The sequence below is a fragment of the Nocardiopsis sp. EMB25 genome, from assembly GCF_026797795.1.
Classification (GTDB): Bacteria; Actinomycetota; Actinomycetes; order Streptosporangiales; family Streptosporangiaceae; genus Nocardiopsis; species Nocardiopsis lucentensis.
In genome coordinates this window covers 3,955,544-3,982,031 of record NZ_JAMTDN010000001.1, presented here as the reverse complement: position 1 = coordinate 3,982,031, position 26,488 = coordinate 3,955,544, and the positions used below count along the sequence as shown (strand labels likewise).

Sequence of the window (26,488 nt, the reverse complement as noted above, 5' to 3'; positions counted from 1 at the left end):
CAGTACACCTAGTCCCCGGGGATACGGACGCTCGCGGTGAAGATCCGGTCCACCCGGAGGCCGAAGGAGGGCGGAAGGGTGGTGCCGATGCCGAGCTGGGCGGAGTGGGCGCAGGGCGCGCTGTTCAGCGTGACGAAGGCGTCGGTGCCGTTGTGGACCGCCCACGTGCCGTCCGGGAGGTCGACGCAGCGGACGGGATCGTCGTGGACGACGGCGCCCCCGCCGGCGGTGAGGAAGACGAGCTTCCCCGTGGCCGCGGCGGCGGGCGCGGCGGTGGCGAGGATGAGCACGACCGCCACGGCGAGGGCGCCGGGTCCGGTGACTGTTCGACGCACGTCGACTCCTTCGGGTGGGCGGTCGGTGACGATCAGCCGCGCGTTCCGGGGAACGTCCGCGACGCGGGACCGACCTCGGTGGCCGCCCCCGTACCGCACCGGCCGGGGGCGGCACGGCGGACTAGCTCCGGACGACGAGGCTCCTGGTGTTGCCGGGCAGCGACCCGAACTCTCCGGGGCGCACGCTGTCGACGACGCGTGGATGGAAGGCGCACGAGGTGGTGGACACGTAGACGCGCCGGTTGGTGTCGTTGAAGAGCGCCGTGGGGCCCTCGGGAAGCGTGATGCAGCCGACCGGGTCCTCGTACTCCACGGGCCCGTTCGCGTCGAGGAAGAGGACGAGTGTCCCGTCGGCCGGGTGCGAGTGGGTCGCCCTCTCCGGGGCGTCGGCGATGGCGGGTGCGGTCGTGGCCAGGCTGAGCGCGGCCGTGGCGGCGAGTGTTCCGAGGACTGCGGCGGTGTGGCGCACGTCGACTCCCTGTGGCGTCCGAGTGATGACTCTCCGTGTCTGTTCTGTGTGGAACACCTATCACCCGTCGCGGCGCCGCGCACGTACCGGCGCGAGGGCGGCCCCGCTCCGGACGGGGCCGACCCGGTCGACCTAGTCGATCACGTGGGCGCTCTCCACGCCGGTGAGCACGAAGTCGCGCTCACCGGGGGCCACGGTGTCCAGGGCGTCGATGGGCTCGTCGCACGCGTTCAGCGACAGGACGACGGACTTGTCCGTCCGGTTGTCGATGCCGTCGACGGCGTGCGGGACGTGGTAGCAGCCCCGGGGGTCCTGGTGCTCGCGCACGATGGAGTTCCCGTACAGAAGGTAGATGACCCCGTCCGCGGCGTCGGCGGGTGCCGCGGTCAGGGTGAGCGCGGCCGCGGTGGTGAGTGTTCCGAGGACGGCGGTGGTTCGTCGCACGTCGACTCCTTGTGTACTTGCGCCATGACACTCCGTCATGGCTCCAGGTGAATCCCTATCACTGAGGGGTGGAGCCGTGCACCTGGCGGTCATGGCGCGAACCGGGGCCGCGGTGCGCCGAAACCCCCGCCGACCTCGTCGCGGGTGTGTCCAGGCCCGGGCGGCGGCGAAGGCGCGGCCGACGACCGCGGCGCGGCGGACCGGCGCTCCGGGGGCGGCGCCGGGGTGGCGGACACCGGGCCGACGGCCGCCCGGTAACGCTCCCGCGAGCGCGGACATTCCCTTGAACCCGTGGCCGGATGCGGACGTTTTCGCAGGTCAAAAATAGGTTGCTGATTTTCTTGGCTACGCCGTAGTGTGTACACCGTCGTCATGACCGCCCCTGGCGCAGGTGAAAGACCCTGCCGCCCGATCGTGAAGGAGGTGCCCATCTGATGAGCAACACCACGCAAACCACCGGCTTCGTCGCTGTCTTCGCCATGTCTTCGCGTCAGCGTCCGGTGACCGTTGCCCAGGGCACCGCCTTGAACGGTCACGGCGACGTCAACGCCGTGTTCGGCGAGTTCACCACCACCGGTAGCGGTATCGCTCGCGGTCGCGAGAGCGGCCTCGGCGGCTTCCTCGGCATGACCGGATTCCAGGGGTCCCGCCCCTCGGTGATCCAGGTCGCCAAGGGTGATGCCCGTACTGGCAGTGGTGTGTCCGCCGAGCTCGAGCTGGCTCCCGAATGGGGCGAGCCGCTGGCGAACCACGCCGAAACCGCCCGGCGCCGCTACGGCGCAGTGGGGGAGTGTCCACGGAGGATTCCGGCCTAGAGCAGAACAGGCCGAGAGTTTCGACCGTGGCCGCGGACCCCGCACAGGGGCCGCGGCTTTCTTTGTATCTCCGTAGCCGGACTCCGTCCCCCAGGGGCGGTGGACGGCCTCGGCGACATCGCAAGTCCAGGTCCCGCACCGGACTCGTCCGGTGGCAGCAAGCACCGACCGCGTTGTACGAAACGAACAAAGATCTTGGAGGGCACCGATGCTTGCGTCGGTCCTGCAAACGCCCTGGCTGGGTGAGACCGAAGTTCCCTGCCGACTCCAGCCCGACCTGTTCTTCGCCGAGGCACCCGCCGACGTCGAGGCCGCCAAGGCGGTATGCGGCTCGTGCCCCGTCAAGGAGCAGTGCCTGGCGGACGCGCTGGAGCGCAAGGAGCCGTGGGGTGTCTGGGGCGGGCAGTTGCTCGTCGCGGGCCAGGTCGTGGCGCGCAAGCGCCCTCGGGGCCGCCCCCGGAAGAACCCCGCTCCGGTCGCCGCCTGACCCCACCCCACCGATCCCGAACACACTTCCCACGAAGGAACGAAGAACGATGATGCTGCTTCAGGAACTCATGCGCGTGGTCGAGAGCGCGGAAGTCGAACCCCGTCGCCGGGAGAGCCTCCGGCTCGGAGCGCGCCAACTGCGCGCGCGCCAGCGGGAGGAGCGCCGTTTGGAGGAGGCGCTCATGGAAGTCGCGTGGTCCAGGCTGTGTTGACGCACGGCTGACCGGTGGGAGGGCGGCGGACGGTAGGCCCTCCACCTGATCATTCACGCGCGGTGGGGCCGGGCGGTGACCTTCGGACGGGGTCACCGTCCGGTCTCGTTTTCGTTGCGGATGGATCATGGAACCACTGCCGGGGGTGTCCGTGTGCTGCTTCCAGCGGCCGGAACATCGTCCTGCTCAGAGTGGAATTCGCCACACCGCAGGGCTTTTCGTGCGTGTCGGGTCACCCGGTCATCACGGAGCAGGCGGACAATTCTCCGCAAGACGCATCTGTGCTACGGGGCTTCCCTCGGCTACCGTAAAGTTCGTGCCCTCAGACACCAAAGTCGAGGTACGCCGCAGTCCTCGTCGCCGACGTACCGTGTCGGCCTACCGGGACGGGGACACCACGGTCGTCCTCGTGCCCGCGACGTTCTCCCGCGCTGAGGAAAAGCGCTGGGTGGGACGGATGCTGCAACGGCTGGAGGCCCGCGAGGGCCGACGGCACTCCGGCGATCGGGAGCTGCACGAGCGCGCGTTGGAGCTGGCCCGCCAGTTCCTCGACGGGACCGAGCTGCCCGAGTCCGTGCGCTGGGTGGACAACCAGAACGCGCGCTGGGGTTCGTGCACCCCCGAGACCCGCACGATCCGCATCTCCCGACGGCTGGTCGGCATGCCCTCATGGGTGGTGGACTACGTACTCGTCCATGAGCTGGCACACCTGTTCCACGCGCACCACGGCCCCGAGTTCTGGGAGCTGGTGCGGCGCTACCCCAAGGCCGAGCGTGCCCGGGGCTACCTGGAGGGGTTCAGCGCCGCCTCGCGTCTGGAGCCCTGCGACCAGGAGGACGTTCCCGAGGAGGAAGAGGACACCGCTGGGGTCGCGGCCGAGGACTGACCGCCGCCCTTGATCTCCGACTGGGAGGATGCGGAGCGGGTCACAGCTGCGGGGCTCCCCGTGTCGTCACCTACCCCGCCTCGAGGGTGGGGCTGGTCGCGGCGAGGCGGCCCAGAAGCGGGGAAGACCTGGCGGCCGTGGACACCGGGGAAACGGCCGAGCGACTTCGTCCGCGCGTACGTCGGGATCGGCCGCGAGGCGGTCGCCCGCGGTGTGATCGCGGCGCTGGAGGCGCACGGTTACACCGTCCTCGACCAGGTTCGTGAACGCGTCGAGTCCCGCACCGACCCGAAGACGCCGCAGGAGCGGGTTCCCGGAGGCCTGCGAGGGGGAGGCCCGACCGCGCGGATCGAGCCTCCGCGAACGCGTGGGCGCCGTCTTCAGCGTCCGTACTAGTCGTTGTTTCCGCCGCTGTGGTGTCCGCCGCCACCGCCACCGCCACCGTGACCGCCACCGTGACCGTGACCGCCACCGTGGCCGTGGCCGTAACCGCCACCGTGGCCGCTGTGGTGCCCCCACCCGTGTCCGTGGCAGTGGTAGTGCCTGTGCCACTTGCCGTGGTACCCGCCGTGCTTGTGGCGGTGGTTGTGGCAGCGCCGGTGCTCGGGGAGCGCTGTCTGCGTGGTCTTGGCCGACGTGGCCTCCTGCTGGACGACGGCCGGGCTTCCGTTGGCCTGGGGGACCGCAGGGCCGCCGGGCTGGGCGGTCGTCGCGGCCGCCGGAGCGCCGAACGTCAGAGCAGGAACCGCGAGCCCCGCGAACAGGGCGCCTGCGATCGTCTTCTCGTTCATGGGAACCCCCATCGCGTCCGAACGATGCGGGGCGTGCTCGTCCTCGGCTGTCGCGGTGCCTGTCCGGTCGGGGGAAGTCCCTCGTGCCCATGACTCCCGTGGAGGTTCTGGGCGGTGCGGGCGGGCGCCGCTCGGTGGCAGCGCTCCCGAGCGAGCACGCTCACTGATGTCGCGTACGTGACGTGCCCTCCACCTGTTTACTGATGTTCCTGCTCGCCATTCTTGCTCGCCAGCGAGAGAAATGGAAGAGAGGAACGAAAATGTCGCACACGTGACAATGTCGGATAAGTGACAATGTTTCATTTTGGCATGGGGTCACGATGGCGGCCGTTTGCCTGAGTATGAGAAACGTCAATTCTGGTGCCGGCCAGGGGCGGCCGAGGCCTTCCCGTCCCCCCGGAGGGTCAGGCGGCCCGCGCCGCGGTTCTCGACGCGCCCCCTCGGGGGTTCGGTATCCCGCGTTCGGGGTACTGTCCCGGTGCCTTGGCCCATTCCACTGCCAGGTGTCGTGCTCGCCCAGGGTGCCGCGAGGTCATCGTGACCGGGTTCGGCCACCACACGTGGGCCGGCGGCGGGGGCGACCGCATGTGTGTCGAACGCGGACTCCTCACCCATGGCCCAGGGGAAAGCGACACATTCCGTGAGTGCCATGCCTACTTCGTGGTCGCGGGTGGCGGAGCGATGAAAAGCCCCGCGTCTCCTCGTGCGCGACGAATCCGGCGGGACCCGCGGCGCTTGGGCGCCGCCCGAGGCGGTGGTCGGCGGGAAAGGATCTCTCCGGCGAAGAACGTCGTCGGTGCGCGTGGGCTCAGCGCCGCCCTCGTGGCCCCGGCCTTGTGCCAGAGCCCCGTTCACTCCCGTGCCAGGACGCCGCTCCACCGTCGCATGGCGCGCGTCCCCGTCGCTGACCTCCTGGCCACGCCCTCGGCGGCCACCATGACGACACGGGCCCCGTTCCGGATGGTGGAACGGGGCCCGCGCGTTTCCTCCGACGGTGCCGGACGCCCGGACCTACACCCCGCTCGTCCGACCGTCGCGTAGGTGTTCGGCCACGGCCGAGGCCGCCGCCCGTACCAGAGCACGACACGGTTCGTCCGACGGCTCCGGCACCTCGTCGACCGGGAACCAGCCCAGGTCGTTCGACTCGTTCGGGTCACGTACCAGCACCGCGTCCGGTGGCGCGATCGCCGCGAACTGCACGTCCAGGTGGTGGCTCCCGCCTCCGCACGGCACGGCGTGCCGGTCCAGGCGTACCGGCGACGGCAGCAGGGTGATCCCCTCGATCCCCGACTCCTCGGTCGCCTCCCGCAGCGCCGCCCCGGCGAGCGTGGTGTCCTCGGGCTCGCAGTGCCCACCGGTCTGCAGCCACAGGTCGTGGATACCGTGCAGGACCAGCGCCACCCGGGACCCGTCCGCCGAGATGATCGCCGAACTCGCCGTCACATGTCCGGGCAGGCACCCGCGCCACATGGCGTCCTCGTGCGCGTCCAGGTGTTCCAGGTACGACCGGCGCAACTCCTCCTGCCGGGCGTCGGGCGCGCTCCACGCGCCCAACAGCGCCCGGGCGTCCGCGTGCAGAGACACGGTCTAGGCGTCCTCTCCGCGGTCGTCCCCGTCGTCCTTCTTCTCGTCCTTCGCGGCGTTCGTGTCGCCGGTCAGCTTCGAGATGTCGAAATCGGCGTCCCCGAACTCCCCGCCGCCGCTGACGAACGCGTCCGGGTCGTCCAGGTCCGCGCCCGCGGGCATCAGGTCCGGGTGCTGCCACACCGCGTCGCGCCCCTCGATCCCGCGCGCCTCCTCCAGCGCGGTCCACAGCGCCGACGCCTCGCGCAGCCGGCGCGGGCGCAGCTCCAGGCCCACCAGGGCCGCGAACGTGTGCTCGGCGGGCCCACCGGTCGCCCGGCGCCGCCGGGTCGCCTCGGCCAGGGCGCCCGCCTGCGGAAGCCGCTCGGACACCGCGTCCGACACCACCGTGGCCACCCAGCCCTCGATCAGAGCCAGGGTGGTCTCCAGGCGGGCCAGCGCCGCCTTCTGCTGCGGTGTGTCCTCCGGCTGGAACAGGCTCTCGCCGCCCATGCCCCCGGACAGCGCCTCCTGCAGGGCCTCCGGGTTGGTGAGGTCGATCCCGCCGAGCTTGTCCTCCAGGCCGCTGACGTCGAACGACATCCCGGCCGCGTACTCCTCGACCAGCCGGGACACGTGTGAACGCAGCCACGGCACGTGGGAGTACAGGCGGTGCACCGCCGCCTCGCGCGCGGCCAGGTACAGCCGCACCTCGTCCTCGGGGATCTGGAGCCCCTCACCGAACCCGGCCACACCGGGCGGCAACAGGGCCGCGTTGCCCTCACCAGCCAGCGGCAGACCGATGTCGGTGGTACCGATCACCTCGCGCGCCAGCTCGCCGATCGCCTGCCCCGCCTGCTGGCCGACCATCATGCCGCCCATCTGCTGGACCATGCCCAGCAGCGGACCGGCCATGGACCGCATCTCCTCCGGGAGATTCTGTCCCATCGCCTGCACGGTCTTGGACGTCAGCGGGTCGCACAGCTGCGCCCACGAGTCGATCGTCCGCTCGATCCACTCCGACCGGCTCCACGCCTGGGCGGTGTGGATCCCCGACGGCAGGTCGGTAGCCTGGTCAAGCCACAGGTCAGCGAGGCGGAGCGCCTCCTCGACCTTGGCGTAGTCGTGGGGCGGGACGCTCGGGTCGCCTTGCTGGGACACCGTGTGCCGCGCGATGTTCTTGGCCATGTCCCAGTTGATCCCCGACTGCGACGACGTGCCGCCGGAACCACCAGGGCTCGGCTGGCTCGACATCATGTCGGCGAACTGCCGGAGCATGTTGGCCATCTGTTGCGGGTCGCCGAACGGGAAGTCGCTCGGCGTTCCGGAGTCTCCCCCGCCCGGGCGGCCGCTGCCGGCACCCGAGCCGGAGTCGCCAGAGCGGCGTCCGGACTCGTCATCGGGATCGTTCGGCATGCTGAAACCGAATGGCAGGTCGCTCACAATCAGACCTCAGGCAGGATTAGGTTTGGTCTCCACTGTCACGTTAGCTGGGAGTCGCCCGGAGTGAATACCGAAAGCAGCCAGGTTCGCCCAGAGCACAGCCCGTCCGAAGGCGCGGGCTCGGTGGTCGCGGTCACCGGCGCCGCCTCCGGGGTGGGTCGGCTCCTCGTGCAACGCCTGACCGAGCCGATTGGTTCCGCGGCCGCACGGGAGGTCGTGGCGATCGACGGCGAGTTCTCCGACCTGGACGGCGTCACCTGGCGCATCGCCGATGTGTGCGATCCGGGGTTGGTCTCGCGGCTCGACGGCATCGACGTCCTCGTGCACACCGCCGACGACCGTTCCCTGGACACCAAACCCGCCAGGCGTCGTCAGCACAACGTTCGCGCCGCCCAGACGGTCCTGACGGCCGCCGCCGCCTCGGGGGTGCCGCGCGTCATCCTCGTCACGGGCACCATGGTCTACGGTGCGGCTCCCGACAATCCGGTGCCGCTGCCCGAGGACGCTCCGCGGGTATCCGACAACAGCGCCGGGCTGACCGGCGACTTCGCGGAGATCGAGGCACTCGTCGAACGCGCCCGCCGCGCGCACCCGAGTCTGTCCGTGACCGTCGTCCGCCCCGCACCGCTGGTCGGCCCCGGCCTGGACACCCTGCTCAGCCGCCACTTCTCCGCCCCGCGCCTGCTCACGGTGAAGGGCCACGAGCAGCGGTGGCAGTTCTGCCACGTCGACGACCTGGCCAGCGCCCTGGAATTTTGCGCCCTGCACGGAGTCGAGGGCCTCGGCGGGGTCGTGACCGTGGCCAGCGAGGGCTCCCTCTCCCAGGAGGAGGTGGAGGAGATCGCGGGCATGAAATCCTTCGAGGTCACCGCCCACCTGGCCTTCGGCGCGATCCGCCGCCTGCACCAGGCGAGGATCACCCCGGCGGCGGAGGGCGAGCTCAAACACCTCGTCTACCCCTGCGTGGTGGACTGCCGGGCCCTGCTGGAGGCCGGGTGGAAGCCCCTCTACGGCAACGGGGAGGTGCTCAGCGCACTGCTGGAGTACCGGAGCGGCAAACCAGCGCTGGTGGGCCGCAACCTGGGCGCCAAGGAGGTCACCATCACCGCCGCGGGCGCGGCCGGCGCGGCGGCCGCCGCGATCGGTACCGCCGCCGCCATCCGCCACCTGCGCCGCCGCGGCCGGGGTTGACCACCGGGCAGAGGGAACGGTGGGGGCCGACCGTCGTGGACCGGGTGCGTGTCCGGATTCGTACCCGACGACGAGGCCGTCCCCGTCGGCATGGAGGACCTCACAGGGCTTGGCCCGGCACCGGGACCGAGCAGGTCAGGGTTGGTACCGTCGAGGCGTGCAAGAAATCACTCTCGCGGCCGTACGCGACACGCCCCTGTCCGTCGACGAGGTCCTCGCCGCCGTGTCGGATCCCCACGCCGGGGGAACCGCCGTGTTCATCGGCACGGTCCGGGACCACGACCACGGGCGCGACGTCGCCCGCCTGGCCTACTCGGCGCACCCCTCGGTGGAGGAGCGGCTGCGCGCCGTCATGGAGAAGGTGCTCGCCAGCACCACCGTCCCCGGGCGTCCGGTGGTGAAGCTGGCGGCCGTCCACCGCGTCGGCGACCTGGAGATCGGGGACGCGGCGGTGGTCGTGGCCGCCGCCGCGGCGCACCGGCAGGAGGCCTTCGAGGCCTGCCGCCGCCTGATCGACGACCTCAAGGCGCAGGTGCCGATCTGGAAGCACCAGTCCTTCGAGGACGGCCAGGACGAGTGGGTCGGTACGCCGTAGGGCGCTCGCCGTGCGGGGACCGGGCGCGCGCCCGGGTTCCGCACGGGCCGTAAGGTATGGGCATGCTTCGTCGTGTCCTGACCCTCGTCGTCGCCCTCGCCCTGCTCGTGGGCCTGGCGCTCGGCGGCCTCTACCTCCCCATGCCCTACATCGTGGCGACCCCCGGCGTCACGGTGAACACCGTGGGCGAGTTCGAGGACGGTCCGGTGATTCGGATCGAGGGCGCCGAGAGCTACGAGCACGACGGCGCGCTCTCCATGGTCACCATCCAGTACGCGGGCGGCCCCCAGCGGCGCCTCAGCACACTGGAGGTCCTGACCTCCTGGCTCTCGCCGAGCAACGCGGTCATGCCAGAGGAGCTGCTCTTCCCGGCCGACCGCACGCCCGAAGAGGTCAGCGAGCGGCAGACCGTCCAGATGAACGACTCCCAGACCGACGCGACCGCCGCCGCGCTGGGCCAGCTCGGCATCGCCTACGAGGCGGTCCCGGTGGTCGCCGACGCCGTCGAGGGCATGCCCGCCGACGGACTGGTCGAGCCCGGCGACGTCATCGTCGAGATCGACGGCGAGCCCGTCCCCACCGACACGGGCGGGGGCGGCGGCGAGCGGTCCGTGGGCAGCGCGGCGGTCGTCGACACGGTGAGCGCGCGCGACCCCGGTGACGTCGTGGAGATGGTGCTCGACCGGGACGGCGAGACCGTCGAGGTCGAGATCACCACGACGGAGGGCGAGGACGGCACGGCCGCCGTCGGCATCCTCATCGCCGACGACACGGACTTCCCGATCGACGTGGAGATCTCCGTCGGCGACATCGGCGGGCCGAGCGCCGGGATGATGTTCGCGCTCGGGATCATGGACCGGCTCAGCGAGGAGAGCCTGACCGGCGGCGCCCGCGTGGCCGGATCGGGCACCATCAGCGCCGACGGTCGGGTCGGTGGGATCAGCGGCATCCCGCAGAAGATGGTCAGCGCCCAGCGCGACGGCGCCGAGTACTTCCTCGTGGCCGCCGACAGCTGCGACCAGGTCGCTGACTCGGCGGCCTACGGGGAGTTGGAGGTGGCCCGGGTGGAGACGCTCGACGACGCGGTGGCCGCCCTGGAGACCATCCGGACCGGAGAGGGTGAACTGCCCCGCTGCGAGGGCCTGGAGTAGGTCCCCCTCCTTTCCGGGACGGTCACCTCAGGGGGTTTGCCGTCCGGGTTCCCTGCCGGCGTCCGAACACGGTCCGAAGCGGAGCGCAGGACCAAAGCAAACAGGGCGCGGGCCCAAAGAAAATACGGCTCAGCCGTTCCCGGTCCGCCCGCCCGCGGCTCCGTCCTCGTCGAGGTCCAGGGTCAGCGCGAGCGCGGAGGTCAGCGCCGGAACGAGGTCGGCCCCGTTGAGCACCTCGGCCTCGCTGTCGTGACTGCGCATCCGCATCGCGCAGTGGCGCGACCCGTCCCGCAGCACTCCGGCGACCATCCGGATCTCCTCGGTCTCCCGGCCCGACTCGACCGGGTCCTCGCCCATGGCCAGGGTCTCGTCCGACCCCTTCACCACCAAGCGCTCCATGACCAGGGCGCACCCGGCCACGTCCTGCGGCCACAGGATGCGGCCCAGCGCGTCCTCCAGGGGGACGTCGTCGGGGAGCGGCTCCTGTTCGACCGGAGTCAGCTCCTCCGGGTCGACCGGGGAGTCGATCCCCAGCAGACCGGCCAGAGCGGGCTCCGCTTTCAACAGGTCGGCGGTGGGCACCAGGGCGTACAGGCCCAGCGGTCGGTCCCACCCCTGCTCGGCGGCGTGGCGTTCCAGGTCCATGACGGCTTCGCGAATGTTCGACACACTTCCATGGTGACCGATGCGGGAGCCTCGCCGGTCCCGATCCCGGACAGTAGGGTCACCAGGGGCGCGCCGGTTGCCGGTCCGATACCCCAACGATGCTCGCTCGTCACCCGATCAGGGGGATTTCGGGAACCCGGCGGCCTCCGCATAAGTTCTCAGTAATAAGGCGCCACACGCGCACCGAACGCATCTACCAAGCCAGAACGAGGGGGAGGCGTGAGCTTCCGATCGCCCGGCGCACCACCTGCGCGTATGCCTCGCCGATCAAGGTTGCTCGCGCCTGTCGCGGCGACCGTGGTCGTCATCATCGCGGGCCTGGCGCTCGCCGCGAACTTCTGGACCGATTTCAAGTGGTTCAGCTCCGTCGGGTACACGACGGTGTTCCTGACCGAACTGTGGACGCGCGTACTGCTGTTCGCCGTCTCCGCGTTGGTCATGGCCGTCATCGTCGGCGCCAGCATCTTCTTCGCCTACCGCTCCCGGCCCGGCGTACGCCCCATGAGCCTGGAGCAGCAGGGACTCGACCGCTACCGGCAGTCGATCGACCCGCACCGCAAGCTGTTCTTCTGGATCGCGGTCGGCGCCCTCGCCCTCCTGGCCGGAGCCGCGGCCAGCGGTGACTGGCGGTCCTACCTCCAGTTCGTGCACGCGACCGACTTCGGCGTCGCCGACCCCGAGTTCGGCATCGACATCCAGTTCTTCGCGTTCGTCTACCCGTTCCTGCGGACGCTGCTCGGCTACGTGTACGCGGCGGTCATCCTGGCGTTCATCGCCGCGGTCATCGTCCACTACCTGTACGGGGGCGTGCGCCTCCAGAACGACAGCGGCCAGCGCGCCACCCCCGCCGCCCGGGTGCACCTGTCGGTGCTCCTGGGCGTCTTCGTGCTGCTGCGCGCCGGGTCGTACTGGCTGGACCGCTACGGCCTGGTCTTCTCCGACCGCGGGTACACCTTCGGCGCGTCCTACACGGACGTGAACGCGGTCAAGACGGCCCTGATGATCCTCACGGTCATCTCCGTCATCTGCGCCGTGCTCTTCTTCGCCAACATCTACTTCAAGAACACCATGGTCCCCATGGCCAGCCTCGGTCTGCTGGTCCTGTCCGCGGTGCTGGTCGGCGTCGCCTACCCCGAGATCGTCCAGCGCTTCCAGGTCAGCCCGAACGAGCAGCGCCTGGAAGAGCCGTACATCGAGCGCAACATCCAGTCCACGCGTGAGGCCTACGGCATCGCCGACGCCGAGGTGACGGACTACGACGCCACGACAGAGCTGACGCCGCAGGAGCTGGCGGCCGAGGCCGACACGATCCCGAGCGTCCGTCTGGCCGACCCGTCCGTGATCTCGCAGACCTTCCAGCAGATGCAGCAGGTCCGCGGCTTCTACGAGTTCCCGGACGTGCTGGAGGTCGACCGGTACCCGGACCCCGAGGGCAACCTGATCGACACCATCGTCGCCGTCCGCGAGCTGGAGGGACCGCCCTCCGACCAGGACAACTGGCTCAACCGGCACCTGATCTACACGCACGGCTACGGCATGGTCGCCGCCGCGGGCAACCTGATCGACCCCGAGGGCCGCCCGGTCTTCACGGAGTACAACATCCCGCCCCGGGGTGAGCTGAGCGAGGTCACCGGCGAGTACGAGCCGCGGATCTACTACGGCCGCGAGGGCGCGGAGTACGTCATCGTCCAGGCCGAGCGCGAGTACGACTTCCCCCTCGACCCCGAGGAGGAGACCGAGGACGTCCCGACCCTGGAGGACGCCCAGGAGCCGACCGCCAGCCCCGAGCCGGACGAGGCCCGCGCCCCGTCCGACTCCGACACCGAGGGCGGCTCCGAGGAGGGCGCCCAGGAGGGGACCGACGGCGGCGAGGCCGACGGGAACGGCGGTGACGAGGGCGCCGAGGACGGCGGATCCCAGGCCTACAACCGTTACGAGGGCGACGGCGGCGTCCAGCTGAGCACCTTCTTCGACCGGGTCCTGTACGCGATCAAGTACCAGGAACCGAACATCCTGCTCAACAGCGCCATCACCAGCGACTCGCGCATCATCTACGAGCGCGACCCGCTGGAGCGCGTGGAGCGGGTCGCCCCGTTCCTGACCGTGGACAGCAGCCCCTACCCGGCGGTGGTGGACGGCCGGGTCCAGTGGATCGTGGACGCCTACACCACGTCCAACGGCTACCCGTACGCCAACCCGATCGACTTCAACCAGGCGGTCACCGACACCTTCACGAACGGCACGGCACAGCAGGTCGGAGCCCTTCCCGGCAACGAGGTCAACTACATCCGCAACTCGGTCAAGGCGACGGTCGACGCCTACGACGGCACCGTCACGCTGTACGCCTGGGACGAGGAGGACCCGGTCCTGCAGACGTGGATGAGCGCCTTCCCCGGCATCGTGACGCCCCGGTCGGAGATGAGCGAGGAGCTGCTCGACCACGTCCGCTACCCGGACGACCTGTTCAAGGTGCAGCGCGAGATCATGCGTGAGTACCACGTGACCAACGCCGAGGCCTTCTACGGCGGTCAGGACTTCTGGACGGTCCCCGCGGACCCGACCACCGGGGACGACGACCCGATGCCGCCCTACCGGCAGACCATCAACTACCCGGGGGCGGACGAGGCCAGCTTCTCTCTGACCACGACGTTCGTCCCGCGCAACCGGGAGAACCTCGCGGCGTTCATGGCGGTCAACAGCGACCCGAACTCGGAGGACTACGGCCAGCTGCAACTGCTGGAGCTGCCGCGCAGCACGGTCAACTTCGGCCCCGGCCAGATGCAGAACGCCTTCGACTCCGACGCGGCGGTCCGCGAGGTCCTGCTGCCGCTGGAGCAGTCCAACGCCGAGGTGACGCGGGGCAACCTGCTGACCCTGCCGTTCGGCGACGGCCTGCTGTACGTCGAGCCGCTCTACGTCCAGGCTGGTGGCGGCGGCGCGGCCTCCTTCCCACTGCTCCAGCAGGTGATGGTCGGCTTCGGTGAGGACGTCGCGATCGGCAGCAACCTCCAGGAAGCGCTGAACAACCTCTTCGGTGAGGGTGAGGCCCCGCTGCCCGACCCGGAGGCGCCCGCCGAGGACGAGGAGCCCGCCGAGGGCGACGCGGACGAGCCGGCCGAGGAGCCCTCCGGCAACGAGGCGCTCACCGACGCGCTGAACGAGGCCGTCGAGGCCTGGGAGGAGGCGCAGGAGAACCAGGACCAGGCCAACGAGGACCTCCGGGAGGCCCTGGAGGCGATCGAGGAGGCGCTGAACGAGTAGTCGCCGCGGTCTCCGGCTTCGGGTGACCGGTGACGGGGCGGGGCCCGCGGGCCCCGCCCCGTTCGCGTGGGGCCGCTCCCCGAGGGCGGCGTGCTCCACGTCTCGTGGCGTCGATTTGGGTTCACGGCCCGGACACGCTACTGTTGAGAACACAACGACGCGGGGTGGAGCAGTTCGGTAGCTCGCTGGGCTCATAACCCAGAGGTCGCAGGTTCAAATCCTGTCCCCGCTACTGATACCGGACCCGGAAGAAATTCCGGGTCCGGTGCTTTTCACCCGGTTCCCCGTTCCGGCGGGGCGCGGAATCCGTTTCGTGAGGGTGGGAGTTGGCGGCGGTCGTCGCGGGGTGCGAGCCCTGGTACGATTGACGAAGGTCAGGTCGAACGGCCCGACCGGGGTGGATCCCATCCGGTTCTTCTCAGGAAAAACTGGTTTGCCACCCAGGGCGAAAGGCCCTAAAATAGGGATCAACGACGCGGGGTGGAGCAGTTCGGTAGCTCGCTGGGCTCATAACCCAGAGGTCGCAGGTTCAAATCCTGTCCCCGCTACCAATGAGGACCGGCATGGTCGGAAACCAAGTTTCCCTCCATGCCGGTCTTTTGCTTCTTCCGAGGAATGATCCCCGGCCCCGCGGTGAAGGCCGGAGTGGTCGGAGACAAAGATTCCTTCCACGTCGGCCCCTCGCTTTTATGGGAAAACCCGAGTGGAGTCTCACGGCGAGGAGCACCGGGAAGGACCCGCGGACGTTTTCCGTCCGCGGCCGAACCACACGTCGGGCCGCGCTCTTCGCATGAGAGCGCGGCCCGACGTGTGGGACGGGATGAGGGTCAGCGCGTGCGGCCCTCGACGAGCTCCACCACGCGGCCGGCCCGCTCGGCGACCTTGGGATCGTGCGTCACCACGACTACGGCCGCGCCGCGCAGTTCGGCCTGGGCCAGCAGCTGGTCCATGATCATGCGGCTGCTCGCGGCGTCCAGGGCGCCCGTGGGCTCGTCCGCGAGGATGAGCGCGGGTTCCCGGCTCAGCGCCCGCGCCAGCGCCACACGCTGTTGCTCACCGCCGGAGAGCTGGTGCGGCTGCGAGCTGAGGCGATGCCCCAGGCCGACGGACTCCAGCAGTTCGCGGGCACGGGTGCGGCGGCGGAGCACGGGTACCCCGCCCAGCACCATCGGCACGCCCACGTTGGCCAGTGCGCTGCGCCGCTCCAGCAAGTGGAATTGCTGGAAGACGAAGCCGATGCCCTCGCCGCGCAGGCGGGACCGGCGCCCCTCGCCCAGGCGGGTGGTGTCGACGTCGTCGAAGACGTACGTGCCGCCGCTCGGCCGGTCCAGCAGGCCGAGCAGGTTGAGCAGGGTGGACTTCCCCGACCCCGACTGGCCGACGATCGCCACGACCTCGCCACGCGCCACCTGGAACGTGCAGTCGTGCAGCACGTCGATCCGGGTGCCCGACACCATGAAGTGCCTGGTCATACCCTCCACCCTGAGGAGGGGAGAGGTGTCGTCCGGGGACCGCGCGGCCCCCGGCGGGGGTGTGCCGACCGCCATCTACTCGCCCTCCATGATGAGGTAGTCCTCCTCGGAGAACTCCTCGTCGGCGCCGCCGGGAACGTCGAAGCGGGGGTCGAGCGGAACCGGGTCCATGATCCGCTCACCGACGCTGAGGCCCTCGGTGACCTCCACCATGGAGCCGTCGGACACACCCAGGGCGACCTCGCGCATCTCCTGGGAGCCGTCCTCGGCAACGACCATGACCTCGCCCTCGTCGGCGTTGCCGCGTACGGCGGTCACGGGGACGGCGAGGACGTTGGAGACGTCCTCCACGGAGACCGACAGCTTCCCCGTCACACCTTCGAAGGCCTCGACGTCGGCGGGGACCCGGCAGACCAGTTCGGTGCCGCCACCGCCACCGCCCTCGACACCTCCACCGTCCTCGGGGGCGTTGCCTCCGCCCCCCTGTTCGGCCGGGCCCAGGGAGACGAACTCGCACGCGGTGGGCGCGGGGCCCTGGTCGATGCTCAGCTCGATGTCGCGGGGCTCGCCGCCGAAGCGGTACAGGTCGTTCGACGGAATGGTCGCCACGGCCTGGAACTCGTCCGGGGCGACCGTCGCCAGGACCGCCCCCGGCTCGACGACGTCACCGTCGCGCAGGTCGCCGAGCCCCGTCACGTCACCCACGCGGGGCGCGTAGAGCGTGACCTCGCGGGTGGCGGGGGCCTCGGCGCCCTCCTCGCCCCCGGCGGCCCCGGCGTCCGGAGCGGACAGGGTCACGATCGGCGCGCCGTTCTCGACCGGAGCCCCGTCACTCACCCAGACGCGGGTGACGGTGCCGCCGTTGCGCGCCGTGACGTCCTCCCCGGGTGCGGCCCGGACGGTGGCGTCCAACACCATCACCGAGCTGATCGAGCCCAGCTCCACCGTGAACGGCGCGCTCGTCTCCAGGGCGGCCTGTTCCATGGGAACTTCCGGGCCGCCCCCGCCGAGCACCCGCGGCAGCATGACGTAGGTACCGCCGCCGAGCCCCGCGAGGAGCACGAGTCCGGTGCCGGCGATGATCCACTTCTTCTTGCTCATCGTGAGTCTCCTACTCGCGGAGTCCGGCGACGACGGACGCACGCAGCGCCCGGGCCGCGGGGATGATCCCGGCCAACAGTCCGACACCGGCGGCGCTGCCCAGTCCGAGGAGCACGCCGTCGGCCGGAACGCGCACGTCGACGCCGGGCGGCACGAGGTCGAGCTCGGTGACGACCACCGAAGCCAGGGACCCCAGCGCCCAGCACCCGGCGAGGGCGATGGCCCCCGCCACGACCGACACGACCACGGCCTCCATCACCACGGCCACGAAGAGCGTGAACCGGGTGGCCCCCAGAGCGCGGTAGGTGGCCAGCTCGCGGCGGCGCTCGCGCACGGTGACCAGACCGACGTTGAGCACGCCGAGCAGGCCGGTGCCGAGGGTGATGAAGGCGATGCCGAGGAGACCCCAGGTCATGTACCGCAGGGGTTCCTCCAGCATGTCGGCGCTGTCCGCGCGGTAGCTCCAGATGGCTTCGGGGTCGGTGACCCCCCAGCGCCAACCGGCGGAGGCCAGGGTCTGCGCGAACGCCCCGCCGTAGTCCGCCGTGCCCGGGTGCTCCGGGTCCACACGGACGACGTAGGTGTTCTCGCCCATGGGGAACCCGAACTCCTCCGCGGGGGCCTCGGACCCCGGCGCCGAGAAGAGTATCTCCTCGCTGGCGGGGGAGCGCAGCAGGTAGGCGGTCTGCCAGCTGAAGTCCATGTTGGAGTCGGCGATGACGCCGACGACGCGCGCCTCCACCCACCGGTCCTGGCCGATCTGCACCCGCGCCAGGTCCGGCAGGACGTCGGCCAGGGACTGGTTGATCACCAGGACCGGGGCCAGCGACTCGGTGTCCTCCTCGGAGAACCAGCGGCCCTGGGCCATGTCGAGGCGGCGGATGTCGCCGAGTTCGGCGTCGACGCCGCGGAACTCCACGTCCGGCGCGGCCGTGTCGCCGGAACGGATCCGGATGAGGTCCCCCGGCGTCTGGTAGAGGGAGACCTGTTCGCCGCCCGCGCGGTACAGGTCCTCCTCCAGGGCGTCGCGGTCGCTGATCTCACCGCTGACGCTGACTTGCAGGGTGGCGGGGAGTCCGCCCTGGATCTCGCTGTAGGCGACGGCGTACCGCTGCCCGAAGTCGCTGCCCATGACCACGAGGATCAGCGCGCCGATACCGACGACGACACCGGCGCAGGACAGGATGGTCCGGGCGATGTTGGCCCGGGAGCCGGCGAAGGCGAGCACGATCCCGGCCGTGAGGGAACGTAGCATTCGGTCCCTTCCCGTGTGTGGGGCCCGGCACCGCAGAGGAGCGGCCGGGCCCGCGTGAATCGGGTGGTTTCACGACACCCAACGAGGGGAAAAGGAATTTCGGTTCACGGCGGGACCGGGTTTGTGGCCGGGGAGGGGCCGACGCGCTCCGGGAGGTCAGCCGACGGAGAAGCCGTCACAGGTCAGGGGGGTCCCTGAGTCGCCGTCGCTCCAGATAACGGTATGGACACCGTCGGTGCGGCCCTCCTCGGAGCCGATGGCGGGGTCGGGTTCGTCGGTGGTGGCGGTGGCCGTGAAGTCCTCGGGGTAGTCGACGTGGGACCAGGCCCCCGGGGAGAGGACGACGTCGGCGGAGGACGAGGACCCGTCCGGGGAGAGGACGGCCACGGTCACCCTGGTGACCTCGGTGTCCTCACCGGCCAGCACACCCAACCGGGCCGGTGCGCCGGGGGAGACGGCCGAACGCGGTGTCTCGGTCCGCCAGGTGTCCGTGGTGGGGGAGTCGACGGCCGGAGAGCACATGTAGGTGTCGGGGTCGAACACGGTGTCGGGGAGGGCCGAGGGCTCGGACGAGGCGGAGTCGCGCACGCGGTCGGCGATCATCGCGTCGAGTTCCTCGGGGGTGTGCCCGTGCCCGGCACCGCAGGCGACGGCGGCGGTGGCGGCCGCGGTGGTGGTGAGGAGGGCGGCGGCGCGGCGGAGCGCGGCCCGGAGGGGTGTCGTGGTCAGCACATCCGGCAGGCTACTACCTGGGGTTATGGGATGCGTGTGGAATGTGACGAACGCTGGCCGGGACGGCCGCCCCGCCCGGGTGCGGCCGGGGCCGCTACCGGACGGGTGTGGGGCCGCCGTTGAGCCAGGTCAGCGCGGAGTCGTGGAGCAGGCCGTTGCTGCACACCAGCGGGCCGCCGTCCTCGAAGCCCTCACCGCGCAGATTGGTCGCGCGCCCGCCGGCCTCCTCCAGGATGATCGGCAGCGGCGCGGCGTCCCACAGCGACAGCTCGGGCTCGGCCGCCACGTCCACCACACCCTCGGCGACCATCACATGGGACCAGAAGTCCCCGTAGGCGCGCGTGCGCCAGACCGAGCGGGTCAGACCGAGGAAGGAGTCGAGCAGGCCGCGCTCCTCCCAACCGCTGAGCGAGGAGTAGCTGAACGAGGCGTCGGCGAGCTCTGACACCTTGGACACGTGGCAGCGGGTGGCCTTCGCCAGACCGCGTCCCGTCCAGGTGCCGCCGCCCTTGGAGGCCCACCAGCGGCGGTGCAGGGCCGGGGCGGACACGAGGCCGACGACGGGCCGGTCGCCCTCCAGGAGCGCGACGAGGGTCGCCCAGACGGGGACGCCGCGGACGTAGTTCTTCGTCCCGTCGATGGGGTCGATGACCCACACACGGTTGCTGTTGCCGGTCTTGCCGTATTCCTCGCCCACGACCGCGTCGCGGGGGCGTGCGCGCGAGAGCACACCACGCAGGGTCTCCTCGACCAGACGGTCGGACTCGGTCACCGGGGTCAGGTCCGGTTTGGTGTCGACCACCAGATCGAGCGCGCGGAACCGCTTGAGCGCGAGGTCGTCGGCAGCGTCGGCGAGCACGTGGGCCAGCCGCAGATCATCGTCAAAGGACGCCATGGCCGGTAACGCTACCGGGACCGGGGCGTTCATGGCGATGGGGGCACCCCCGCGTGACCAGAGTGTTAGTCACATCAGGGACTGCAGAAGATTCGGGGGGACGGGGTTCCAGGGCCGTTCGGTGGGAGGATGGGGGGATGGAGACCGCGAGCGGACGCAGGCACGCCGAGGGGACGTCGGCGCGGGAGCGGTTGATGGACGCCGCCTACGCCGAGATCGTGGCCGGGGCCTGGCAGGGACAGCGGATGGCCGACATCGCGTCGGCGGCGAAGGTGTCCAGGCAGACCCTGTACAACGTGTTCGGCAGCAAGGAGGGGCTGCTCCAGGCGATCGTGGTGCGCGAGGTCAACGCCCTGCTGGACACGGTGGTGCGGCTCCTGGAGACCGAGGAGCACGACCCGGCGCACGCGGTGAGCCGGGCGACGCGGCTGATACTGCTCAACGCGCGCGACAACCCGCTGCTGCGGGCGGTGGTGACCGGTGACCGGGAGCTGCTGCCGGTGCTCACGACGAGGTCGGCGCCGTTGCTGGACGTGTTGGGGGAGCGGATCGCGTGGCGGGTGGGGGAGCGCTGCCCGTGGGTGGACGCGCCGCTGGCGGAGTCGGTCGCGGACGTCGCGGTGCGGCTGACGGTCTCCTACGCGTTGCAGCCGATCGACCCGGAGCGGGCGGCGGAACGGGTCGAGCGCGTCGTGCACGGGATGCTGTCGCGCGGACGCTGAGAGGGGGTGCCTCCGGTGTGGGAGGAGCCGCTGTCGGAGCGGGAGCGGCGGAAGGTGCTGAGGAAGTACATGCCGCACGGCCGCATCACCGTGCTTCCGGTGCGCCGCGCCGAGCGGTTGGTGCTGTTCGACCAGGTGGCGCGGACCTTCGAGCCGGGTGTCCGCTACACCGAGGCCGAGGTGAACGCGGTGCTGGTGCGGTTCAGCGCGGACCTGGCGGTGCTGCGGCACAGCCTGGTGGACGAGGGGTTCATGGAGCGCGACCGGTCGCGGTACTGGCGCTGCGGGGGGACGGTGGACCTGTAGGGGTGCGGTCGGGTCGGAGGAGGGTGTCCCCCGGCCCTCGACCCGGCCTTTCCCAATGCCCCCGTCCCAGGTATGCGCGGGCGAATTCGCTCCGCCACTCGTGGGTTTCGCGGAAATGCTCCCCGCCGCCACCACGGTGAGCGGGGCGCGTTCGCCGTGCCTACGTTCCCGGATGCACGTACTCGGCGCGCACGGCGTAGATGGCGGCCTCGGTGCGCGAGTGCACCTGGAGTTTCTCCAGGATGTTGCGCACGTGGTTCTTCACGGTGTTCTCCGTGATGAACAGCCGCTCGCCGATCTCCCGGTTGTTGAGCGAGTGCGCCAGCAGCTTGAGCACCTCGGTCTCCCTCGGGGTGAGCTGCGGCAGTGCCGGGGCCGACCCGCGCGGGGAGCCTCCCTGTTTGGCCAGTTCGGCGAACTCACCGATGAGTTTGGTGGCCATCGCCTGGTCGACGAAGGACTGCCCCACGGCGATACCGCGCACCGCCCGGGGGATCTCGGTCACCGAGATCTCCTTGCGCAGGTACCCGGTGGCGCCGGCCTTGAGCGCGTCGAAGAGATCGACCTCCTCGTCGCTCATCGTGAGCATGATGAATTTCGCCTGTGGCAGGGCCTCACGGATACGTGAGCAGGCGTCGATGCCGGATGCCTGTGGCATGCGCACGTCCATGATGACGACGTCGGGGCGGTGCTCGGCGGCCAGGCGCACCGCCTCTTCGCCGTCACCCGCCTCGCTGACCACGTCGATGTCCTCCTCCTCGTCCAGGACCGACACCAGGCCGCGTCGAAACAGGGCGTGGTCGTCGACGACGAGGACGCGGATGGGGCGGGAGGGGGCGAGGGATTCCTCCGGGGTCCGGATCAGGGCTGGGGGGCTCGGGGGGTGCGGACTCACGACGACGGCCTTCCTTGCGCGTGACAGACGAGAGGTTCCACGTCCCCGCCTCCGTCCATGTGGCCCGGCGGTGGGGAACGCACCGCCTCAGGAGGGGAGTTTCCACTTTAGGCAGGCTTCCTGTGCTCTACGGCGGAATCGAGTGAACCTCTCTCGCGGTACCCCGGTCATGTCACCAGAAAACGGGCACATGGTCCGGGGTATCGCCACACCTTCCCAGGGGCGGGACAGAGCAAATACCCGGTTTATTTCTGACCGAAATCTTCTATCTGTCCGGGCCCCGCAGTGGAAGGGGTTTTCGCGCACCGACGCTCCAGGCCGATTGGGCCAGTCGCAATACACGCAGGTCCATCCGCCGGCCATCAGCGGAAACTCACGCGTCATTCGAGTGATCATGCTCGTCCTTCCCCGTCTTTTCCGGGCGTGACGGGAGACTACCGAGAGTGATCAACGGATTTCGGTGAGCCGGGGAATCCGTCCCTGGACGGGGGAAGCGCCCTGGCGCGGTCGGGTGCTACGCCCCGGGTTCCTCGTCGAGGGCGCCCTCCCGGCTGGCGAGCAGGCGGCGCAGCGACCCCACGCGGTCGGGGTCGAGGGTCCCCTCGGTGAGCGCGGCGGCGACGGCGCAGCCCTCGACGTCCTCCTGGTGCGTGCAGTCCGTGGGGCACGCGTGGGCGACCTCGTCGATGTCGGCGAAGCCCGCCACGATGTCCTCGGGCTCGATGTGCGCCAACCCGAAACTGCGCACCCCGGGGGTGTCGATCAGCCAGCCGCCCTCGAAGGGCAGCGCGACGGCGGAGGTCGAGGTGTGGCGGCCCCGGCCGGTCACGGCGTTCACGTGGCCCACGGCCCGGTCGGTTCCGGGGATCAGCCGGTTGACCAGAGTCGACTTGCCCACACCGGACGAACCCACGAACACACTGGTCCGGTCGGCCAGGCGGGATCTGAGCCGGGTGAGGTCCCCCTCGGGGCTCAGCACCTCGTAGGGCAGTCCCAGGGGCTCGTAGACCCGGACCAGGTCGTCGGGGTCGGCGAGGTCCGCCTTGGTCAGGCACAGGAGCGGTTCGAGCCCGGCGTCGTAGGCCGCCACCAGGCACCGGTCGACGAAACGGGGCTGGGGCGCGGGGTCGGCGAGCGCGCACACGATGGCCAGCTGGTCGGCGTTGGCGACGATCACCCGCTCGACGGGGTCGGTGTCGTCGGCGGTGCGGCGCAGGATGGAGCGGCGGTCGCGGACCCGCACGACACGGGCGAGGGTGTCGGGCTTCCCGGACAGATCCCCCACGACGTCGACGCGGTCGCCGACGACGATGGAGCCCCGGCCCAGTTCACGGGCCTTCATGGCCACGACCGGGACGTCGTTCACCAGGCACCGGTAGCGGCCCCGGTCCACGGCGGTGACCAGGCCCTCCACCGCGTTCTCGTGCTTGGGGCGCTTGCGGGTGCGGGGTCGGGAGCCGCCCCGGGCGCGTACGCGGATGTCGTCCTCGTCCAGGTGGCGTCCCCCGCCCCGCGTGCGGCTCATGCCAGAGCCTCCGCCCAGAGGCCGGGGAAGTCGGGCAGTGTCTTGCGCGTGGTGGCGATGTTCTCCACCTCCACCCCGGGCACCGACAGGCCGATCACCGCGCCGGACGTGGCCATCCGGTGGTCGTCGTAGGAGTGGAACACGCCGCCGTGGAGCGGTCGCGGGCGGATGACCAGGCCGTCGGACAGCTCCTCCACGTCACCGCCCAGGTGGTTGATCTCGGCGGCGAGCGCGGCGATGCGGTCGGTCTCGTGACGGCGCAGGTGCGCGATCCCGGTGAGCCGGGAGGGCGTGTCCGCCAGGGCCGCCACGGCGGCGATGGTCGGGGTGAGCTCGCCGACGTCACGCAGGTCGGCGGTGATGCCGTTGACCTGACCGGTGCCGCGCAGGGTGAGGTCGCCGCCGGAGCGGGACACCTCACCGCCCATGCGGGTGAAGAGGGAGCGCAGTTCGTCGCCGGGCTGGGTGGTGTGCTCGGGCCACCCCTGGATGGTCACCTCGCCACCGCTGACCAGGGCGGCGGCCAGGAACGGCGCGGCGTTGGACAGGTCGGGCTCGACGGTGATCTCGGTGGCCTTGACCGGCCCCGGCTCCACCCTCCAGGAGTTCTCCCCGGTGGACACGGACACCCCGACGGCGCGGAGCATCTCCACCGTCATGTCCAGGTGCGGCTGGGAGGGCACGGGCGGCCCCTGGTGGCGCACGTGGACGCCCTGGGCGAACCTGGCGCCGCTGAGCAGCAGCGCCGAGACGAACTGGGACGATCCGGAGGCGTCCAGGACGACCTCGCCGCCGGGCACCGCGCCGGTGCCGTGGATGGTCATGGGCAGGGCGCCGCGCCCGCCGTCGTCGATGTCCGCGCCGAGGGCGCGCAGGGCGTTCAGGAGTTCGTCGACGGGCCGTTCACGGGCGCGGGGGTCCCCGTCGAAGTGGACGTCGCCGTCGGCGAGGGCGGCGAGCGGCGGAACGAAGCGCATGACCGTTCCGGCGTTGCCGACGTCGACGGACGCCGGGCCGCGCAGCGCGGCGGGGGTGACGACGAGGTCCTCGCCGTCCTGGGTGACGCCCACGCCCAGGGCGCGGAGCGCGCCGATCATGAGTTCACTGTCGCGGCTGGCGAGCGGGCGGCGCACGACGCACGGCGTCTCCGACAGCGCCGCCAGCACGAGCGCCCGGTTGGTCACGGACTTGGAACCGGGCAGGGACAGTCGCGCGCTCACCGGCCGCTGGGCCGTGGGAGCGTGCCAGTGGTGGCCGGTGGGCTGCGAGGAGTCAGGCATGACTCAAGGTTATCGGGACCGAGGGCGTGGACGGCGGTGGCGGGCGTATTCTGGGAGCGCCATGGTGTATCTGGATCACGCAGCCACGACCGACGTCCGCCCGGAGGTCATCGCCGACCTCACGGAGGAGCTCGGTTCCCTCGGCAACCCCTCGTCGCTGCACGGCCACGGCCGCGCCGCGCGCCGCACGGTGGAGGAGGCGCGGGAACGGCTCGCGGGCGCCCTCGGCTGCACGCCGCACGAGGTGGTCTTCACCGGGGGCGGTACCGAGTCCGACAACATCGCGGTCAAGGGACTGTACTGGTCCCGGAACGCGGAGGATCAGGCCCGGCGGCGGATCCTGGTCAGCGCGGTCGAACACCACGCGGTCCTCGACCCGGCGCACTGGATGGCCGACCACCAGGGGGCGGTCTTCGAGGCGCTCCCCGTCGACGGCGCGGGGCGCGTCGACCCCCGGGCGCTGAGGGACGCGATCGAGCGTGATCCCGGTTCGGTCGCCCTGGTCTCGGTCATGTGGGCCAACAACGAGGTCGGCACCGTGCAACCGGTGGCCGAGCTGGCGGCCGTGGCCGCCGAACACGGGGTCCCCTTCCACACGGACGCCGTCCAGGCGGTCGGAGCGGAGCCGGTGGATTTCGCCACCAGCGGAGTCAGCGCCCTGACGGTGAGCGGCCACAAACTCGGCGGCCCGGTCGGGGCGGGCGCCCTGGTCGTCGGACGGGGCCTGGCCCCGGTTCCCGTCCTGCACGGCGGCGGCCAGGAGCGCGACATCCGCTCGGGCAGCCTGTCCACGCCCCTGCTGCGCGGGCTGGCCACCGCCGTTGACCTCGCCGTGGCCGAGCGCGAGGAGCACGCCAAGCACCTGGCCTCGCTCCGGGACGACCTGGAGGAGCGCGTGCGGGCGGAGGTTCCCGACGTCGTCGTCAACGGCGACCCCGACGGGAGGCTGCCCGGGATCTCCCACCTGTCCTTCCCCGGCTGCGAGGGGGACGCGCTGCTCATGCTGCTCGACGCGCGGGGCATCTCCTGCTCGACCGGTTCCGCGTGTTCGGCGGGGGTCGCCCAGCCCAGCCACGTACTCCTGTCGATGGGGGCCGACCCGGACACCGCGCTGAGCAGTCTGCGGCTGTCCCTGGGCCGCACCTCCGCCCCGGAGGACGTCGCGGCGCTGGCGGGGGCGATCGGGCCCGCCGTCGAGCGGGCCCGCGCGGCCCGGGCCAAGCGGCGGCGCTAGGTTCTGGAGAGGCGCCGGCTAGTCCCCCGCGCGCTGGATCGTGACGGACTCCAGCACGACGTCCTCCACCGGACGGTCGTTCTGGTCGGTCCGCACCTGGGAGATCGCCTCCACGACCGCGTAGGACTCGTCGTCGGCCACCTGGCCGAAGATCGTGTGGCCGCCGTTCAGGTGCGTGGTCGGCGCCACCGTGATGAAGAACTGCGACCCGTTGGTGTCCGGGCCCGAGTTGGCCATGGCGAGCACACCCGGCTCGTCGAAGGTGCGGCCGGAGTCGAACTCGTCCTCGAACGTGTACCCGGGGCCGCCGCGTCCGGTCCCCTCGGGGTCGCCGCCCTGGACCATGAACCCCTCGATCACCCGGTGGAAGACGGTCCCGTCGTAGAAGGCCGCGTCCCCGGTCACCGGGTTGGGCACGCCCTCGCCCTCGGCGAGGTCGACGAAGTTGGCGACGGCCAGGGGAGCGTCCTCCGGGAAGAGCTCCACCGTGATGTCGCCCTCACTGGTGTTCAGCACCGCGCCCTCCACGTCCGACACCTCCGTGTCGTCCTGGCACGCGGTCGTGGCGAGCAGGAGGGTGGAGGACAGCACGACGGTCGCCGGCAGGGTCAAGCGCTTCATCGGTTCACTTCCGAGGTGTGGTTCGCGACTGGGCGGCACTCAGAGTACTGGGGGAGGAGGGGCTTCCCCACCCCGGGGCACGCCGATCACCCGACGGGAGCCGCGCAGGTCAGAGGGGTTCGGGGATGATACTTCGAAC

General features: G+C 71.0%; 27 protein-coding genes and 2 tRNA genes. 13 read left to right on the top strand and 16 right to left on the bottom strand.

Features of this window, described 5'->3' with window-relative positions; translation table 11 throughout:
• Positions 1-8: 8 nt before the first annotated feature.
• The 3 genes from KIK06_RS17210 to KIK06_RS17200 all read right to left on the bottom strand — a co-directional run bounded on the left by KIK06_RS17210 (position 9) and on the right by KIK06_RS17200 (position 1,248).
• Positions 9-335: a hypothetical protein gene (locus KIK06_RS17210; protein WP_268644047.1), complete on the bottom strand. Its 327-nt coding sequence runs from the start codon at positions 333-335 to the stop codon at positions 9-11.
• 121 nt (positions 336-456) lie between these two features.
• The gene (locus tag KIK06_RS17205) at positions 457-804 is read right to left on the bottom strand and encodes a hypothetical protein (RefSeq protein WP_152486187.1); all 348 of its coding nucleotides are present in this window, start codon (positions 802-804) and stop codon (positions 457-459) included.
• 132 nt (positions 805-936) lie between these two features.
• Complete coding sequence (locus tag KIK06_RS17200) at positions 937-1,248, bottom strand: hypothetical protein (protein ID WP_268644044.1); 312 nt, start codon at positions 1,246-1,248, stop codon at positions 937-939.
• 434 nt (positions 1,249-1,682) lie between these two features.
• Here KIK06_RS17200 and KIK06_RS17195 point away from each other — a divergent pair, with 434 nt between their 5' ends.
• The 4 genes from KIK06_RS17195 (at position 1,683) to KIK06_RS17180 (ending at position 3,650) form a co-directional block, all read left to right on the top strand.
• Positions 1,683-2,063, top strand: a complete 381-nt coding sequence (locus KIK06_RS17195) for a hypothetical protein (RefSeq protein WP_268644042.1) — start codon at positions 1,683-1,685, stop codon at positions 2,061-2,063.
• A gap of 208 nt (positions 2,064-2,271) precedes the next feature.
• Positions 2,272-2,550, top strand: coding sequence for a WhiB family transcriptional regulator (locus tag KIK06_RS17190; RefSeq protein ID WP_017596888.1), 279 nt, complete (start codon positions 2,272-2,274; stop codon positions 2,548-2,550).
• Between the two features lie 49 nt (positions 2,551-2,599).
• Complete coding sequence (locus tag KIK06_RS17185; protein WP_017596887.1) at positions 2,600-2,764, top strand: hypothetical protein; 165 nt, start codon at positions 2,600-2,602, stop codon at positions 2,762-2,764.
• A 316-nt stretch (positions 2,765-3,080) separates the two neighbouring features.
• Positions 3,081-3,650, top strand: coding sequence for a M48 metallopeptidase family protein (locus tag KIK06_RS17180; RefSeq protein ID WP_026127284.1), 570 nt, complete (start codon positions 3,081-3,083; stop codon positions 3,648-3,650).
• 392 nt (positions 3,651-4,042) lie between these two features.
• Here KIK06_RS17180 and KIK06_RS17175 read toward each other — a convergent pair whose 3' ends face one another.
• The 3 genes from KIK06_RS17175 to KIK06_RS17165 all read right to left on the bottom strand — a co-directional run bounded on the left by KIK06_RS17175 (position 4,043) and on the right by KIK06_RS17165 (position 7,447).
• Positions 4,043-4,441, bottom strand: a complete 399-nt coding sequence (locus KIK06_RS17175) for a hypothetical protein (RefSeq protein ID WP_268644040.1) — start codon at positions 4,439-4,441, stop codon at positions 4,043-4,045.
• Positions 4,442-5,452: 1,011 nt separating this feature from the next.
• Entirely contained in the window at positions 5,453-6,025 is a 573-nt protein-coding gene (locus tag KIK06_RS17170; RefSeq protein ID WP_017596885.1) for an NUDIX hydrolase, read from the bottom strand.
• A gap of 3 nt (positions 6,026-6,028) precedes the next feature.
• The gene (locus tag KIK06_RS17165; protein ID WP_268644038.1) at positions 6,029-7,447 is read right to left on the bottom strand and encodes a zinc-dependent metalloprotease; all 1,419 of its coding nucleotides are present in this window, start codon (positions 7,445-7,447) and stop codon (positions 6,029-6,031) included.
• A gap of 123 nt (positions 7,448-7,570) precedes the next feature.
• Here KIK06_RS17165 and KIK06_RS17160 point away from each other — a divergent pair, with 123 nt between their 5' ends.
• The 3 genes from KIK06_RS17160 to KIK06_RS17150 all read left to right on the top strand — a co-directional run bounded on the left by KIK06_RS17160 (position 7,571) and on the right by KIK06_RS17150 (position 10,384).
• Positions 7,571-8,638, top strand: a complete 1,068-nt coding sequence (locus tag KIK06_RS17160) for an NAD-dependent epimerase/dehydratase family protein (RefSeq protein ID WP_268646043.1) — start codon at positions 7,571-7,573, stop codon at positions 8,636-8,638.
• A gap of 157 nt (positions 8,639-8,795) precedes the next feature.
• Positions 8,796-9,233 carry a molybdenum cofactor biosynthesis protein MoaE gene (locus tag KIK06_RS17155; RefSeq protein WP_017596882.1) on the top strand — a complete coding sequence of 146 codons (438 nt, stop codon included), beginning with the start codon at positions 8,796-8,798 and terminating at the stop codon, positions 9,231-9,233.
• 62 nt (positions 9,234-9,295) lie between these two features.
• Positions 9,296-10,384 (top strand): YlbL family protein, encoded by a 1,089-nt coding sequence (locus tag KIK06_RS17150; RefSeq protein ID WP_268644036.1) that lies wholly within the window; start codon positions 9,296-9,298, stop codon positions 10,382-10,384.
• 129 nt (positions 10,385-10,513) lie between these two features.
• Here the strand turns inward: KIK06_RS17150 and KIK06_RS17145 are convergent, their stop codons facing one another.
• The gene (locus KIK06_RS17145) at positions 10,514-11,053 is read right to left on the bottom strand and encodes a PPA1309 family protein (protein ID WP_241479540.1); all 540 of its coding nucleotides are present in this window, start codon (positions 11,051-11,053) and stop codon (positions 10,514-10,516) included.
• Between the two features lie 294 nt (positions 11,054-11,347).
• Here KIK06_RS17145 and KIK06_RS17140 point away from each other — a divergent pair, with 294 nt between their 5' ends.
• The 3 genes from KIK06_RS17140 to KIK06_RS17130 all read left to right on the top strand — a co-directional run bounded on the left by KIK06_RS17140 (position 11,348) and on the right by KIK06_RS17130 (position 14,862).
• Positions 11,348-14,311, top strand: a complete 2,964-nt coding sequence (locus KIK06_RS17140) for a UPF0182 family protein (protein ID WP_442789777.1) — start codon at positions 11,348-11,350, stop codon at positions 14,309-14,311.
• A 158-nt stretch (positions 14,312-14,469) separates the two neighbouring features.
• Positions 14,470-14,543: transfer RNA gene (locus tag KIK06_RS17135), tRNA-Met, on the top strand.
• Positions 14,544-14,785: 242 nt separating this feature from the next.
• A tRNA-Met gene (locus KIK06_RS17130) sits at positions 14,786-14,862 on the top strand.
• 276 nt (positions 14,863-15,138) lie between these two features.
• Here KIK06_RS17130 and KIK06_RS17125 read toward each other — a convergent pair.
• The 5 genes from KIK06_RS17125 to hisN all read right to left on the bottom strand — a co-directional run bounded on the left by KIK06_RS17125 (position 15,139) and on the right by hisN (position 19,766).
• The gene (locus KIK06_RS17125; RefSeq protein WP_268644030.1) at positions 15,139-15,858 is read right to left on the bottom strand and encodes an ABC transporter ATP-binding protein; all 720 of its coding nucleotides are present in this window, start codon (positions 15,856-15,858) and stop codon (positions 15,139-15,141) included.
• Positions 15,859-16,884 (bottom strand): HlyD family efflux transporter periplasmic adaptor subunit, encoded by a 1,026-nt coding sequence (locus KIK06_RS17120; RefSeq protein WP_017596877.1) that lies wholly within the window; start codon positions 16,882-16,884, stop codon positions 15,859-15,861. It abuts the gene before it with no gap.
• 10 nt (positions 16,885-16,894) lie between these two features.
• A complete protein-coding gene (locus tag KIK06_RS17115; RefSeq protein WP_268644029.1) occupies positions 16,895-18,139 on the bottom strand; it encodes an ABC transporter permease in 1,245 nt (414 codons plus the stop codon).
• A gap of 156 nt (positions 18,140-18,295) precedes the next feature.
• Positions 18,296-18,871 (bottom strand): hypothetical protein, encoded by a 576-nt coding sequence (locus KIK06_RS17110; protein WP_268644026.1) that lies wholly within the window; start codon positions 18,869-18,871, stop codon positions 18,296-18,298.
• Between the two features lie 94 nt (positions 18,872-18,965).
• Positions 18,966-19,766 carry a histidinol-phosphatase gene (gene hisN, locus KIK06_RS17105; RefSeq protein WP_017596874.1) on the bottom strand — a complete coding sequence of 267 codons (801 nt, stop codon included), beginning with the start codon at positions 19,764-19,766 and terminating at the stop codon, positions 18,966-18,968.
• A 137-nt stretch (positions 19,767-19,903) separates the two neighbouring features.
• Between hisN and KIK06_RS17100 the strand changes: the two genes are divergently transcribed.
• Positions 19,904-20,488 carry a TetR family transcriptional regulator gene (locus KIK06_RS17100; protein WP_017596873.1) on the top strand — a complete coding sequence of 195 codons (585 nt, stop codon included), beginning with the start codon at positions 19,904-19,906 and terminating at the stop codon, positions 20,486-20,488.
• Positions 20,489-20,503: 15 nt separating this feature from the next.
• Positions 20,504-20,794, top strand: a complete 291-nt coding sequence (locus KIK06_RS17095; protein WP_051059087.1) for a DUF2087 domain-containing protein — start codon at positions 20,504-20,506, stop codon at positions 20,792-20,794.
• 160 nt (positions 20,795-20,954) lie between these two features.
• Here the strand turns inward: KIK06_RS17095 and KIK06_RS17090 are convergent, their stop codons facing one another.
• From KIK06_RS17090 to aroA, 3 genes are all read right to left on the bottom strand, one after another.
• Positions 20,955-21,689, bottom strand: a complete 735-nt coding sequence (locus KIK06_RS17090) for a response regulator (protein ID WP_017596871.1) — start codon at positions 21,687-21,689, stop codon at positions 20,955-20,957.
• A gap of 514 nt (positions 21,690-22,203) precedes the next feature.
• On the bottom strand, positions 22,204-23,214 hold the full coding sequence (gene rsgA / locus KIK06_RS17085; RefSeq protein ID WP_268644022.1) for a ribosome small subunit-dependent GTPase A: 1,011 nt from the start codon (positions 23,212-23,214) through the stop codon (positions 22,204-22,206).
• A complete protein-coding gene (gene aroA, locus KIK06_RS17080) occupies positions 23,211-24,494 on the bottom strand; it encodes a 3-phosphoshikimate 1-carboxyvinyltransferase (protein ID WP_017596869.1) in 1,284 nt (427 codons plus the stop codon). The genes rsgA and aroA overlap by 4 nt, the downstream gene beginning before the upstream one ends.
• A gap of 61 nt (positions 24,495-24,555) precedes the next feature.
• On the opposite strand from aroA, the gene KIK06_RS17075 reads away from it, so the two are divergent.
• Positions 24,556-25,728 carry a cysteine desulfurase family protein gene (locus KIK06_RS17075; protein WP_268644019.1) on the top strand — a complete coding sequence of 391 codons (1,173 nt, stop codon included), beginning with the start codon at positions 24,556-24,558 and terminating at the stop codon, positions 25,726-25,728.
• Between the two features lie 18 nt (positions 25,729-25,746).
• Here KIK06_RS17075 and KIK06_RS17070 read toward each other — a convergent pair whose 3' ends face one another.
• Complete coding sequence (locus KIK06_RS17070; RefSeq protein ID WP_268644017.1) at positions 25,747-26,349, bottom strand: peptidylprolyl isomerase; 603 nt, start codon at positions 26,347-26,349, stop codon at positions 25,747-25,749.
• Positions 26,350-26,488: the final 139 nt, after the last annotated feature.